The following is a 12,723-nucleotide window of genomic DNA, read 5'->3' as shown; positions in this document are numbered from 1 at the left end:
AGGATGAGCCGTCGACATGGACTGCCGCACGGCCAGAGGAAAGGACCGGGCTCAGCGTTGAGCGAGAATCAGAATCTGCTCGCGGAGCAGCGGCGTGCGCTGATCCTCGACGAGGTGCGCAGACGCGGCGGGGTCAGGGTCAATGAGCTGACCCGGAAGCTGAACGTCTCCGACATGACCGTCCGCCGGGACCTGGACGCGCTGGCCCGCCAGGGAGTCATCGAGAAGGTGCACGGCGGCGCCGTGCCCGTGGTTGAGGCGAGTACGCACGAGCCCGGCTTCGAGGCGAAGTCGGCGCTGGAGCTGTCCGCCAAGGAGGACATCGCCCGGGCCGCCGCCGCGATGGCGGTGCCCGGCAGCGCCATCGCGCTCTCCGGCGGTACCACCACGTACGCCCTCGCCCAGCATCTGCTGGACGTACCGGACTTGACGGTGGTGACCAACTCGGTGCGGGTCGCCGACGTGTTCCATGCGGCGCAGCGTCCGGGCTCGCCCGGCTCGCGGCCCGGTGCCGCGACGGTGGTGCTCACCGGTGGGGTCCGGACCCCGTCCGACTCGCTGGTCGGCCCCGTCGCCGACCGGGCGATCACCTCGCTCCACTTCGATGTCCTCTTCCTCGGTGTGCACGGGATCTCGGTCGAGGGCGGACTGTCCACGCCGAACCTGGCGGAGGCCGAGACCAACCGCCGCTTCGTCCAGTCGGCGCGGCGGGTGGTGGTGGTCGCGGACCACACCAAGTGGGGCACGGTGGGCCTGAGTTCGTTCGCCACACTGGAGCAGGTGCACACGTTCGTCACGGACGCGGGCCTGTCGGGTGGCGCCCGTGAGGAGATCGAGGAGCACCTGCCGGGCCTCGTGGTGGCGGGCCGGGCGGCGGGCAGCGAACCGGCCCAGGACTGAGCACCGGATTCCGCTCAGCTCGCGCCGGGGGCGTGACGTCCTAGGATCGACGTGTGGCCGTCTTCCGGATCGAGCGTTTCACCCCTCTGCCCGCAGCCGAGTCCTGGCGCCGGGTGACGGACTGGGAGCGGCATGCCGCACAGGTCCCGCTGACGACGATCACGGTGCCGACCGGGCTGCCGACCCGCGTCGGGACGGTCTTCGTGGCCCGGACGGGCATCGGTCCGCTGGCGTTCGACGATCCGATGGAAGTGGTGCGCTGGTCGCCGCCGGCCGGGAGCCGGGCGGGGATGTGCCGGCTGGAGAAGCACGGCCGGGTGGTGCGGGGCCGGGCCTCGATCGATGTGTATCCCACCCACGCCGGCTCCCATGTGGTGTGGGTGGAGGAACTCTCGGTCCGACTGCTGCCGCGCTGGGGCGACCCCCTCATCGCCGGTGCGGGCCGGCGGGTCTTCGGCCGGGTCCTGGACTCCATGCTGGACAGGCCGGCGCAGCCGTACGGCTGACAGCACGTGCCGCCCCCGCGCGGGTCCGGGCGCAGGCGCCACGAGCAGGTGATGTGACCGTCACACGATCGAGTCGTTTGTCGTTGTGACGTCTTTCGCCCACGGCTCAGAAGGCACGGAATCATGCCGATCCACCCACCGCGGCAGCGGTCCACCGGCAGTAGCGAGCGCCCCGGCGTGCAACAGGCCGAGTCCGCGCTCGTGGAGCACTACCCCCGTCTGGTCCGGCTCGCCTATCTGGTGCTGCCGCCGTCCCTCGGCCGGCACCGCCGGGTGCTCGCCGCACACGCGGTGGTGCAGCGCGCGCTGCCCGGCGTGCGTAGCGCGCCCGAGGCCCCGGCCCTGTCACGGATCCCGGCGCAGACCCGTGGTGCCGCCCACCGTCCGGCCCCGGACAGCGCCAAATCGGCGTACGCCTGGATGCGGTTGCGCGTGCTGCGTGCCGCACTGGCGCACGAACGGCGGCCGCGCTGGTGGCCGGGGCAGCTCCCGGTGCCCGCGGCACTGCGTCCCTCACTCCCGGCCGTCTGGGGTCTGCGGCTCTGTCCAAGGGCCGGCGGCGCAGGTGAACTGGCCCTGGACCAGGCACTGTCTGCGGTTCCCGGAGCCGTGCGGGCCGCGTTCGCGCTGCGGCTGCTGGAGGACCTGGACGCCCCCGAGGCTCAGTCCCTGCTCACCGGGGCGGGTGCGTCGGACCCGGCGGGGGCGGTGCGGGCCGCGATGCGGCTGGAGGGCGCCGACCGGGCGGAGGCCGGGGAACTCCTGCGTTCCGGGGAGTTCGACCCGTGTGTGCTGCAGACGCGTCCCAGCGATCTGCTGCGGCGCAGGCACCGGATGCGGGCGGTCGCGGCGGTCGCGGCGCTGTGCGTGGTGGCCGGCGGTCTGGTCGCGCTGACGGAGCAGGGCACGCCGGCCCCGGCACCCGGCGGCGGCGAGCGCAGCGCGTTCGCTCCCGCACTCGACCCGGCGAAGCTGCTGAGGACCGCGGCCGACGAGTGGGCGGACACCTCCCGCATCGACTTCACGGCCTGGCCGGCCCGTGGCGAACGAACCGATGACCGGGCTCTGCTCAGCCGGGCACTGCGGGCCTGGGGACGCGCCCCGGGCGGCACCGCCGTCTCGGCCACGCCCGGGGCGCTCGCGGTGCCGCCGGCGCAGCCGCCGCAGCTTTTGTACGCGGGTGAGGTGGACGGCGCCACCGTGGTGCTGTTCCATGACCGCGGTGTGCGGGTGGTGCGTTACGCGGAACCGCGGGCGGGGTCCGGGGCGCCGGCAGTGGACTTCGCGCGGACGGACGGCGCGGATGTGACGACGGGAGCCGCGCTGGTCGTCAGCCGCGACGGAGACCGGGCCCGGTTCCTGATGGCCCCCTGGATCTCGCGGACCACGACGCGCGACCTGCTGGCGCCGGACAGCCCGGCGCGCACACTGGAGGTGAACGCGGACGGGGTCACCGCGGCCGTGCCACGGCCGTCACCGGGCGGACGCTGCGACTCCTGGCCGGTGCTCCAGTTGCGCTCCTCCGAACGCATCGTGGAGAACCACGCGTTCCTCCTCACCGACCTGGGCGACCTTGCCCCGGTCCACCTGACGTTCACGCCGGGTCCCGCCGTTCGTGGCGGAGCGCGGCAGCCGAGGGAGGCGACGAGTACCCCCGCCCTGCTGGCCTGGGCCCGCACCGCCTGTTCGCTGACGGCACTGCGGGGCTCCGGTGTCCGCGCGGTCAACAACTGGAACTTCGCCGAGCAGCGTCTGCCGGAGTCCGGCACTCCGGCCCAGTGGCTCTGCACCCGCGCCGACACCTGGCAGGGGCCCGGACGTGTGCTGATCCAGTTCCTGCCGCCCAGTTCCTCGCCCACCGGGCCGGGGACGGTGGTGGGGGACGAGCGCGACACCGCACAGTGCAGCAGGTTCGGACAGCACGTCCTGGCGGGTACGCGCTGGAGGGCGCCGTCCGGAGACTGGTACGTGCTGGCGGCGGGCAGCCGTGCGGTGAGCCGGATCGAGGCCACCGGGGCCGTGCGGGACTCGGCGGCCGGGAGGACACTCGCGGTCCGGGCGCCACGGGACGCGCCGGTGGAGCTCACGGCCCGGCTGAGGGAGGGCGGATCGCTCACCGCAGTGCGGTGACCCCGTCCGCGGACCACTGCCGATCCGGTTCCGTTGCACCTGACGACTTCTGACGGTCCGCCGGATATGGTGTGCGCGGCCTCGTCCGCCACCGATCGCACGGGAGGTGCGTTCCATGGCACGCCGACTCCGCTCCGTGGACCTCGACTTCGTCGAGTCCGCTCCGGTCAGGCTGGTCTTCGCCGCCGATGTGTCCGCACCGCCCGATACCGTGTACCGGGCGCTGGCCGACGACGTCGAGGGCTGGCCCGGATGGTTCACCCAGGTGACCGCGGCGCTGCCGCTCGACGGCGGCGCCGGCCGCGACGTGCGGCTGCGGGGCGGGATCGCGTTCCGCGAGACGGTCGTCGCCACCGATCCCGGCGAGCGGTACGCCTACCGCGTTGACCGGACCAACGCCCCAGGTATGCAAGCCCTGCTGGAGGAGTGGCGGCTGACCCCGGCCGGAACCGGTACCCGGGTGCAGTGGACCTTCGCCGCCGACGGTTCGGCACTGTTCCGGTTCACGTTGCGGCGGGCGCGGGGTGCGGTCGGCAGGTCGTTCCGGGACGCGGTGCGCAACCTGGACCGGCGGCTGTCGGCGGCTGCCGCGTAGAACGCGTTCCGGAAGTCCCGCCCGCCCTTCGGGCGGGCGGCGCCACTTTCGGAACAGCTGGGTTCTTCACCGGGTCCGGGCCGGATCCTCCTCCTGTCCGGGCCAGTTGCCCGTGGCCAGGAAGTGGTCGATCGTCCGCGTGTACGGGGCGATGTCCAGGCCCTGGGCGGCCAGCCAGGTGTCGGAGTAGTACTTGTCGAGGTAGCGGTCGCCCGGGTCGCAGATCAGGGTGACGATGCTGCCGGTCCTGCCCTGCGCGACCATCTCGGCAACCAGTTTGAAGGCGCTCCACAGGCCGGTACCGGTGGAGCCTCCCGCCTTGCGGCCGATGGACCGCTCCAGGGCGCGCACGGCCGCGACGGTGGCCGCGTCCGGGACCTTCATCATGCGGTCGATGGCGCCCGGCACGAAGCTCGGCTCCATCCGCGGTCTGCCGATGCCCTCGATGCGGGAGCCGCAGTCGCTTGTGGCGTGCGGGTCGTGGTGCGTCCAGCCGTCGAAGAAGCACGAGTTCTCCGGATCGGGGACGCAGATCCGGGTGTCGTGCTGCATGTAGTGGACGTACCGCGCGATGGTGGCCGAGGTGCCGCCCGTGCCGGCCGTGGCGACGATCCAGGCGGGCTCGGGGTACCGCTCCATCCTCAACTGCTGGTAGATGGACTCCGCGATGTTGTTGTTGCCCCGCCAGTCCGTGGCCCGCTCGGCGTACGTGAACTGGTCCATGTAGTGACCGCCGGTCTCCTCGGCGAGCCTGGCGGACTCCTCGTAGAGCTTGCGCGAGTCGTCCACGAAGTGGCAGCGGCCGCCGTGGAATTCGATGAGCCGGCACTTCTCGGGGCTGGTGGTGCGGGGCATCACCGCGATGAAAGGGACGCCGATCAGCTTGGCGAAGTACGCCTCCGAGACGGCGGTCGAACCGCTCGACGCCTCGATCACGGGTTTGCCGGGGCGGATCCATCCGTTGCAGAGCCCGTAGAGGAACAGCGACCGGGCCAGCCGGTGCTTGAGGCTGCCGGTGGGATGGGTCGACTCGTCCTTGAGGTAGAGGTCGATGCCCCAGCTCTCTGGAAGCGGGAAGCGCAGCAGATGGGTGTCGGCGGAGCGGTTGGCGTCGGCCTGGACCTTGCGGACGGCCTCCTTGAGCCAGGCGCGGTACGCCAGGTCGGTGCGGTCGATGTCGACGGTCGCCACAGCGTCTGCGTCGTGTCCGTGCTCACTCGTGCCCATCAGTGCGCTTCTCCTCGTACGACCGGTCCCGGCGATGCCCACGATATGCCCCCCACCTGGGCAAACGTTGACTTTGATACTCCATAGCACTGCCTTGGTGCCGCGGACGGCCCCCGGCCGGCCATCGCGTCGGGAATGGGCCTTTGCGTCCCGTTCCGCCCTGGTGCACACGCCCCTGGATGTGCACACTCCTTGCAGGGGTGCGATGAAGGGGGCGAAGGGGCCATGCGGGAAACGGAGTTCAGTGAGACGGGCGTGCGTATCGACCGGTGGGCGCGCTCGCTCACCCGGGCCGGTCAGGTCACCGTCAAGGACGGCCGGGTGGCGCTGCTCACCAGCTACGGCCGGGAGATCGACAGTGCGCCGGCGGGCACGGTGAGTGCGGGCAGACCGTGGTTCGCCGGCGCGGACGCCACGGTGGCGCGGGTGAACGGGACGCGGTACCGGCTGACGATGCCGCGGCGCCCCGACAAGCCCGACGACGCCACGCCCGCCCGCCGATTCCTGGAGGCCGTACACCGGGCGGGCGGACGGCGGGGCTGACGGAACGGGACCGCGAGGGCACCGCGAGTTGCGGAGCCGTGGCCGCTGGGTGACATTGGAGACGCATCACTCATGGTTCACCGGCGGTGACAGTGTGATCCAGGCCGCCGGGCCAGAACCAGCAGCCAGCCATCTGCTGGATCCGTTCCTTCGTCTTCTTCCGGACCTACTTCGGGGAGTCGCAGCCGTGATCAGCGAGCCAAGCAGGCACTGCACGGTGGAGCTCCAGGCCCTGCCGTCGCGGATCGGTCAGGTCCGCAGAATCATCTCGGCGCAGTTGCGCTACTGGCATCTCGATCCTCTGATCGACCAGGCAGCACTCGGCGTCACTGAACTGCTGACCAATGTCCACCGGCACGCACAGCCGGACAAGTCATGCACCGTCGAGGTCGAGTTGCTGCTCGAACGGCTGACGGTGTCCGTCCATGACCACGACCCACGGCTGCCGACCGTGCGCGAGGCCAGCGACTCCAGTACGTCGGGGCGCGGACTCGCACTGATTGCCGCGGTCAGCGAGAGCTGGGGCGTCCGTCCCCGGGGCGGTGCGGGAAAGGTGGTCTGGTTCACCCTCCCCACCCCTTCCCTGTTCGCCACGCAGCCACCGCACGCGCTGTACGGGGCGACGACCGACGGGCCGTTCGATCTGAGCGGTGCCGCCGCACCGGAGGGCGTATCGCCCTCGGTGGCACGATCGGTGGTCGTCGGCTGACGCCGCGGGAGCGGGGCGCCTCCCTGGGTGCCCCGCTCCTGTCGTTCACCTGTACCTAGTGCCGTGGCGGGCGAACGTTCGCCCGCCACGGCACTAGTCGGTGGCGATGGCGCGGAGCACATCCAGCCGCGCCGCCCGCCGGGCCGGCCGCCAGCCGGCCAGCGCGCCCGCCGTGATCCCCACCAGGGCGACGACGAGCAGTCGCGCCGGCGCCAGGGCGAAGGCGAACGCGGTGTCGCCCGCGCCTTCGGACGCCTTGACCAGCACCCAGCCGAGGAAGCCGCCCAGCAGGAGACCGCCTGCCGTGCCGAACGTGGCGACCAGGACGGATTCCCAGCGGACCATGGCCCGCAACTGCTTCCTGGTCTGTCCCACGGCCCGCAACAGGCCCAGTTCCCTGGTGCGTTCGTGGATGGCCAGGGTGAGGGTGTTCGCGATGCCGAGCAGGGCGATCAGAACCGCGAGTGCCAGCAGTGCGTAGACCAGGGTGAGCATCATGTCGATGCCGCCGGCCGAGGACTGCGCGTACTCGCCGCGCGACTGCACCTCCGGGTTACCGTACGCGGCGGCGGCCTTCTCGACCGCGGACCTGCCGTCTGCCGCGGACACACCGTCCTTGAAGGACACGGCGACCAGGGAGTCGGAGTCCTGGCCGCGGTGCGGGGCCCAGGCCTGCCGGGTGATGACGTAGTCGCCCGCCAGTTCCGGTTGTCCGTACACGGCCCGGACGGTGAAGGTCCGTTCCTTGCCGTCGGTGAAGGTCAGCCGTGTGGTGGAGCCGGTGCGCAGCCCCAGCTTGTCCGCCTCGGTGTCGGAGACGGCGATGCCGTTCGTCCCCAGTGCCTTCATCGAGCCGTCGACCTTGCCGAGGTCGAGGACCGCGGCGAGTGCGGCGGGGTCGGTGACGGTGAGGGCGCGTCCGGAGCCGTTGACCTCCGCGACGCCCTTGCCCAGGCCGACAGCGGTGGCCACGTCGGGCAGCCTGTCGACGGCCGGGGCGAGCCGGGGGCTGAGCCCGCTGCCGCCTGCGCCGAACGCGGGTGCGCTGATGGCCAGGTCCCCGGCGAAGGAGCGGTCGACGGTCTGGTTCATGGTGGCCTTCAGCGAGGCGCCGAACACGGTGAAGAGCGAGACCACCGCCACGCCGATCATCAGGGCGGTCGCCGTCGAAGCTGTCCGCTTCGGGCTGCGCAGCGCGTTGCGCCGGGCGAGGTGCCCGGTGGCGCCGCGCAGCCGGCCGAGCGGCGCGCCCAGAACCCGTACGGCACAGGTGGAAGCGACCGGGCCGAGTACGACGAAGGCGGCGAGGGCGAGCACCGCTCCGACGGCGGACAGCCAGACGGACGGATCGGCCAGGACACCGGTCATGATCACCCCGACCGAGGCGAGCAGCAGCAGGAGCCCGGTGACGGCGCGGGTCCTGGAGGCGGCCGAGTCGTCGACGGCGGTTTCCCGCAGTGCCGCCAGGGGCGCGGTGCGTCCGGCGTGGACGGCGGGCACCAGGGCCGATCCGATGCAGACGACGACGCCCACGGCGAGCGGCAGCAGCATGGACACGCCGCTGATGACCAGGGAGCCGTCGGGGAACGGGAAGCCGATCGCAGGGAAGAGCGCCTGGAGCCCGGCGGCGATTGCGATGCCAGCGGCCAGTCCGGCCGCGGAGGCGGTCACGCCGACGATGCCCGCCTCGGTCAGGGTCGATCCGAGGATCTGCCGGCGGGAGGCGCCGAGCGCGCGCAGCAGGGCGTTCTCGCGGGTGCGCTGGGCGACGACGATGGCGAAGGTGTTGTGGATGGAGAAGGTCGCGACCAGCAGCACGATGCCGGAGAACACGAGCAGCAGTGTGGTGAAGAGGCTGAGGAAGGCTCCGGAGATCATGTCCTGGTCCTCGGCGGCCGAGGCCTGTCCGGTGATCGCCTCGGTGTCCGGGGGCAGCACGGGCCGCAGTGCGTCGACAAGTTCCTGCTGGCTGGTCCCGGGGCCGGCCCGGACCTGGATGCCCGACGCCTGGCCGGGCTTCGGGGTGAGGTGCCTCTCGGCGTCGGCGAGCGTCATGCCGGTGTACGTCACCTGAGCCATGCCGTCCTCGCCGCCGAAGGTGGCCAGGCCGACGACGGTGACGCGGACCGGGTCCGGGGTGCGCAGGACGGTCGTGTCACCGATCTTCAGCCCGCCCTTGTCGGCGGTGCCGCGGTTGACGACGACTTCGCCGGGTGCGGACGGGGCGTGGCCCTCGGCCAGCCGGTAGGGGTTGAGCTTCGGGTCGTCGATCCAGTTTCCGGCGAGGGTGGGCGGTCCCTGGCCGCCGATCGGTTCGCCGTCGGCGCCGATCAGCTGGCCGGCGCCCTGGATGTCGGGAGCGGCCGCGGCGACCTGGGGCAGCTGTCCGATGCGCTGCGCGAGGCCGGTGCTCACGGGCTGCCGGGTGCCTTCGGACTCTCCGGAGACGGTGACGACGTTGGTACTGCGGACAACGGCGTCGGTGCCGCCGGCCGCGTTGCCGAACAACGCGACGAAGCTCGCGCGCAGGGTGTCTCCCATGACGAGCGTGCCGGTGAGGAAGGAGACACCGAGCAGGACGGCGGTGAGCGTGCCGACGAACCGGCGCCGGTGGGCACGGAGCGAGGAGAGGCTGATGCGCACGGAGGCGCGGGTGCTGGTCATGGCGCCCCCTGCGTGCTCGGTGCGGGTTCGAAGGCCTTGAGGCGGTCGAGTACGCGTTCGGCGGTGGGGTCCGGCATCCGGTCGACGAGCCGTCCGTCGGCGAGGAAGACGACTTCGTCCGCGTGTGCGGCGGCGACCGGGTCGTGGGTGACCATGACGACGGTGCGGCCGGTCTGCCTGACGGTGCGGCCGAGCAGCCTGAGCACCTCCTGGCCGGCGCGCGAGTCGAGGTTGCCGGTGGGTTCGTCGGCGAAGACGACGTCGGGGTCCCCCGCGAAGGCCCGGGCGACGGCGACGCGCTGTTGCTGGCCGCCGGAGAGCTCGCTGGGCCGGTGGTGCAGCCGGTCGCGCAGTCCGACGGTGTCGATGATCGCGTCCAGCCGGGTCCGGTCGGGGCGTTCCCCGGCCAGGTCCATGGGGAGCGTGATGTTCTCGGCGACGGTGAGCGTCGGCAGGAGGTTGAAGGCCTGGAAGACGAAGCCGATGCGCCGGCGGCGCAGCAGGGTGAGCCTGCGGTCGTCGAGCGCGCCGAGGTCGGTGCCGCCGATGAAGGCCGTGCCGGAGGTGAGGGTGTCGAGTCCGGCGGCGCAGTGCATCAGCGTGGACTTGCCGGACCCGGAGGGCCCCATGATCGCGGTGAAGCGGCCGGCCGGGAAGCCGACGCTCACCCCGTCCAGGGCTCTGACCTCGGTGTCGCCCGTGCCGTAGACCTTCACCGCGTCGACGACACGGGCGGCGGTCGTGGTGCCGGTGGCGGGAGCGGCGGTGGTCATGCCGCACCGCCCTTGCCGAGGGTGCCGAACTGCTCGTCGAGGACGGAGAGGCGGCGCCAGTACTCGTCCTCGTCGATCTCCCCGGCGGCGAAGCGCCGGCCGAGCAGGGTGATCGGTGAGGTCTCGGAGGGGCCGTTCCGCTCCGCGCGGACCTGCCAGGGGCCACGCCGGCCGCGCCATACGGTGCGTCGCAGGACGGTGACGACGGTGATGACGACGGCTGCCCAGACGAGCGGGAACAGGAGGACCCACGGTCCGGGTCCGCCGTCGAAGGCCAGGGTGTTCATCTCGGTCAGCTCCTCGGTTCACGGTTCGGATGCACGCTTTTCTGTCACCACCGAGCCTGTCTCCGCAGGGGGGTCCGCGTCGTCGTACGGCCAGCGGCAGTGCGCGTACCCCGCCGGGAGTAGACGGCGGTCCTGCGGCTGCTCCCGGCTGGCCGGACAGGGAACCCTGGATTTCTGTACCTACTGGTATGTACAGTGGGTCCATGAGCACTTCGGACCGTCTGATCGAAGCCACCCGGGAGCTCCTGTGGGAGCGCGGCTACGTGGGCACCAGCCCCAAGGCAATACAGCAGCACGCGGGCGCGGGCCAGGGCAGCATGTACCACCACTTCGCCGGCAAACCGGATCTGGCACTGGCGGCCATCCGCCGCACGGCGCAGGAGCTGCGCGGGACGGCGGGCCGGGTGCTCGACGCACCCGGGTCGGCGTACGAGCGGATCTCGGGCTACCTGCTGCGTGAGCGCGATGTGCTGCGCGGCTGCCCGGTGGGGCGGCTGACGATGGACCCGGAGGTCATCGCGAGCGAGGACTTGCGGGCACCCGTGGAGGAGACGATCGCCTGGCTCCGCGGCCGGCTTGCCGGGATCGTCCAGGAGGGCCTGGACCGCGGCGAGTTCGATCGCCGCCTGGTGCCCGAGGACATCGCGGCGTCGATCGTCGCGACGGTACAGGGCGGCTATGTGCTGGCCCGCGCCTCCGGCTCGACGGAGGCCTTCGACGCGGCTGCCCGAGGACTGCTGACGCTGCTTGCGCCCCGTACGGACGCCACCTGACGCTCCGCCGTACGCCACCCACCCCGAGGAGTACCTCACCCATGCGCATCACCAGGAACCGGCCCGGCACACAGTCCGGGCCGGCCGGGCAGTTCAACGGATCCGTCTGGATCGACGAGATCGCCGCTCCCGAACCACCCTCCCGGCTCCGGCTGTTCAGCGTGCACTTCGCTCCGGGCGGACACACCGGCTGGCACACCCACCCGCACGGGCAGGTCCTCCACGTCACCGAGGGCGAAGGCCTGGTGCAGCACCGGGGCGGTCCGGTGGAGGCGATCCGGGCGGGCGACACGGTCTGGATCGAACCGGACGAGTGGCACTGGCACGGAGCCGCGCCGCGCACCTTCATGACCCATCTCGCCCTCGTCGAGGCGGCCGAGGACGGCTCCACCATCCACTGGCACACCGACCCCGGCGTCCCCGAGTACCCGGCAGCCTGAGGAGCGCCCGATGCATGCGATTCAGTACGAGATCACTCTGCCCTCCGACTACGACATGGGCATCATCCGCGACCGGGTGGCGACGCGAGGCCACCTCCTGGACACCTTCCCCGGGCTCGGCGTCAAGGCGTACCTGATGCGGGAGCGCGGCGAGGACTCCCCCGTCAGCCAGTACGCGCCGCTCTACCTCTGGACCACGCCCGAGGGCATGAACTCCTTCCTCTGGGGTCCCGGATTCCAGGGCATCGTGCAGGACTTCGGACGCCCCGAGGTACAGCACTGGACCGGCCTGTCGTACGAGGAGGGCCCGGCGTCGGCCGCACTCCCCCGTTCGGCCACCCGGCTCCGCTCGCCGATGCCGCCGTCGGCCGCCCCGGCGGACGTGGTCGGCGCCGCGATGGAGGAGAGCCGGCGGCTCGCGAAGGCGCCCGGCGCGGTCGCCACGGCGCTGGCCGCCGACCCCCGCCACTGGGAGCTGCTCCACTTCACGCTCTGGGAGCACCCCGCGCCGCAGGAGGCCGGTGACCGCTACGAGGTGCTCCATCTCAGCCGGCCGGAGCGCGAACGGCTCGGGACGGGGCGCCAGTGGTAGCCGCGGTCCGCACCGTCCTCGGCGACATCCCCGCCGGCGAACTCGGTGTGTGCGACGCGCACGACCATCTCTTCCTGCGCAGCCCCGTGCTGCCGGGCCAGGAACTCGACGACCCCGCGGCGGCGGCCGGACGGCTGCGGGCCTTCGCCGGGTTCGGCGGGCGGTCCGTGGTGCAGTGGACGCCGTACGGCATGGGGCGCCGGGCCGATGTACTGGCGGAGCTGTCCCGTTCGACGGGGACCCATGTGGTGGCGGCGACGGGACTGCACCAGGCCGTGCACTACCCGGCCGCGCTGCTCGGCCGGATCAGGGACGGTCTCGCCTCGCTGTTCGTCTCGGAGCTGACCGACGGAATCGGCGCGACGTCCGTGCGGGCGGGTCTGATCAAGGTCGCCGGCGCCTTCCACACGGTCGACGCCCACGCCCGGCTCACCATGACGGCGGCCGCCGAGGCGCATCACCGTACGGGCGCGCCGATCGCCGTCCATCTGGAGCTGGGAACGGCCGCGCCTGACGTACTCGACCTGCTGTGCGGCGCGTTGGGCGTCCCGCCGCACCGCGTGATCCTCGGGCACCTCGGCCGG

14 protein-coding genes are annotated in these 12,723 nt (G+C 72.2%); 10 read left to right on the top strand and 4 right to left on the bottom strand.

The features are described 5' to 3' along the window. The first annotated feature begins 57 nt into the window (after positions 1-57). From JGS39_RS21405 to JGS39_RS21390, 4 genes are all read left to right on the top strand, one after another. Positions 58-900: a DeoR/GlpR family DNA-binding transcription regulator gene (locus JGS39_RS21405; RefSeq protein WP_219570895.1), complete on the top strand. Its 843-nt coding sequence runs from the start codon at positions 58-60 to the stop codon at positions 898-900. 53 nt (positions 901-953) lie between these two features. Further along, positions 954-1,406, top strand: a complete 453-nt coding sequence (locus JGS39_RS21400) for an SRPBCC family protein (RefSeq protein ID WP_219570893.1) — start codon at positions 954-956, stop codon at positions 1,404-1,406. A gap of 123 nt (positions 1,407-1,529) precedes the next feature. After that, positions 1,530-3,536: a hypothetical protein gene (locus tag JGS39_RS21395; RefSeq protein ID WP_219570891.1), complete on the top strand. Its 2,007-nt coding sequence runs from the start codon at positions 1,530-1,532 to the stop codon at positions 3,534-3,536. 115 nt (positions 3,537-3,651) lie between these two features. Beyond that, on the top strand, positions 3,652-4,131 hold the full coding sequence (locus JGS39_RS21390; RefSeq protein WP_219570889.1) for an SRPBCC family protein: 480 nt from the start codon (positions 3,652-3,654) through the stop codon (positions 4,129-4,131). 66 nt (positions 4,132-4,197) lie between these two features. Here the strand turns inward: JGS39_RS21390 and cds1 are convergent, their stop codons facing one another. Continuing rightward, positions 4,198-5,358 carry an L-cysteine desulfhydrase Cds1 gene (gene cds1 / locus JGS39_RS21385; protein WP_219570887.1) on the bottom strand — a complete coding sequence of 387 codons (1,161 nt, stop codon included), beginning with the start codon at positions 5,356-5,358 and terminating at the stop codon, positions 4,198-4,200. 225 nt (positions 5,359-5,583) lie between these two features. On the opposite strand from cds1, the gene JGS39_RS21380 reads away from it, so the two are divergent. Both JGS39_RS21380 and JGS39_RS21375 read left to right on the top strand, forming a co-directional pair. Continuing rightward, complete coding sequence (locus JGS39_RS21380) at positions 5,584-5,901, top strand: hypothetical protein (protein ID WP_219570885.1); 318 nt, start codon at positions 5,584-5,586, stop codon at positions 5,899-5,901. Positions 5,902-6,088: 187 nt separating this feature from the next. Beyond that, positions 6,089-6,610, top strand: a complete 522-nt coding sequence (locus tag JGS39_RS21375) for an ATP-binding protein (RefSeq protein WP_219570882.1) — start codon at positions 6,089-6,091, stop codon at positions 6,608-6,610. Positions 6,611-6,703: 93 nt separating this feature from the next. Here the strand turns inward: JGS39_RS21375 and JGS39_RS21370 are convergent, their stop codons facing one another. Genes JGS39_RS21370 through JGS39_RS21360 form a run of 3 tightly spaced genes read right to left on the bottom strand, consistent with a single transcriptional unit; the run spans position 6,704 to position 10,334 of the window. Next, positions 6,704-9,274, bottom strand: coding sequence for an ABC transporter permease (locus tag JGS39_RS21370; RefSeq protein WP_219570880.1), 2,571 nt, complete (start codon positions 9,272-9,274; stop codon positions 6,704-6,706). After that, positions 9,271-10,047: an ABC transporter ATP-binding protein gene (locus JGS39_RS21365; protein ID WP_219570878.1), complete on the bottom strand. Its 777-nt coding sequence runs from the start codon at positions 10,045-10,047 to the stop codon at positions 9,271-9,273. The genes JGS39_RS21370 and JGS39_RS21365 overlap by 4 nt, the downstream gene beginning before the upstream one ends. Further along, positions 10,044-10,334: an SHOCT domain-containing protein gene (locus JGS39_RS21360; RefSeq protein WP_219570875.1), complete on the bottom strand. Its 291-nt coding sequence runs from the start codon at positions 10,332-10,334 to the stop codon at positions 10,044-10,046. The genes JGS39_RS21365 and JGS39_RS21360 overlap by 4 nt, the downstream gene beginning before the upstream one ends. 203 nt (positions 10,335-10,537) lie before the next feature. On the opposite strand from JGS39_RS21360, the gene JGS39_RS21355 reads away from it, so the two are divergent. The 4 genes from JGS39_RS21355 to JGS39_RS21340 all read left to right on the top strand — a co-directional run. Further along, entirely contained in the window at positions 10,538-11,107 is a 570-nt protein-coding gene (locus JGS39_RS21355; RefSeq protein ID WP_219570873.1) for a TetR/AcrR family transcriptional regulator, read from the top strand. A gap of 41 nt (positions 11,108-11,148) precedes the next feature. Next, on the top strand, positions 11,149-11,547 hold the full coding sequence (locus tag JGS39_RS21350) for a (R)-mandelonitrile lyase (RefSeq protein ID WP_219570871.1): 399 nt from the start codon (positions 11,149-11,151) through the stop codon (positions 11,545-11,547). A gap of 10 nt (positions 11,548-11,557) precedes the next feature. Next, entirely contained in the window at positions 11,558-12,139 is a 582-nt protein-coding gene (locus tag JGS39_RS21345) for a DUF4865 family protein (protein ID WP_219570869.1), read from the top strand. Beyond that, positions 12,133-12,723, top strand: a 591-nt coding sequence (locus JGS39_RS21340) for a phosphotriesterase family protein (protein WP_219570867.1), incomplete at its 3' end; no start/stop codon positions are given. The genes JGS39_RS21345 and JGS39_RS21340, both read left to right, overlap by 7 nt.

Origin of the sequence: Streptomyces poriferorum, assembly GCF_019399235.1 — a bacterium.
GTDB lineage: Bacteria > Actinomycetota > Actinomycetes > Streptomycetales > Streptomycetaceae > Streptomyces > Streptomyces poriferorum.
This window is presented reverse-complemented; position numbering and strand designations above follow the sequence as displayed.

Excerpts from the sequence above, each read along its gene's own strand:
- JGS39_RS21395 (WP_219570891.1), top strand. The coding sequence starts at position 1,530 with ATGCCGATCCACCCACCGCGGCAGCGGTCCACCGGCAGTAGCGAGCGC.
- JGS39_RS21390 (WP_219570889.1), top strand. The coding sequence starts at position 3,652 with ATGGCACGCCGACTCCGCTCCGTGGACCTCGACTTCGTCGAGTCCGCT.
- cds1 (WP_219570887.1), bottom strand. The coding sequence starts at position 5,358 with ATGGGCACGAGTGAGCACGGACACGACGCAGACGCTGTGGCGACCGTC.
- JGS39_RS21380 (WP_219570885.1), top strand. The coding sequence starts at position 5,584 with ATGCGGGAAACGGAGTTCAGTGAGACGGGCGTGCGTATCGACCGGTGG.
- JGS39_RS21370 (WP_219570880.1), bottom strand. The coding sequence starts at position 9,274 with ATGACCAGCACCCGCGCCTCCGTGCGCATCAGCCTCTCCTCGCTCCGT.
- JGS39_RS21365 (WP_219570878.1), bottom strand. The coding sequence starts at position 10,047 with ATGACCACCGCCGCTCCCGCCACCGGCACCACGACCGCCGCCCGTGTC.
- JGS39_RS21360 (WP_219570875.1), bottom strand. The coding sequence starts at position 10,334 with ATGAACACCCTGGCCTTCGACGGCGGACCCGGACCGTGGGTCCTCCTG.
- JGS39_RS21355 (WP_219570873.1), top strand. The coding sequence starts at position 10,538 with ATGAGCACTTCGGACCGTCTGATCGAAGCCACCCGGGAGCTCCTGTGG.
- JGS39_RS21350 (WP_219570871.1), top strand. The coding sequence starts at position 11,149 with ATGCGCATCACCAGGAACCGGCCCGGCACACAGTCCGGGCCGGCCGGG.
- JGS39_RS21345 (WP_219570869.1), top strand. The coding sequence starts at position 11,558 with ATGCATGCGATTCAGTACGAGATCACTCTGCCCTCCGACTACGACATG.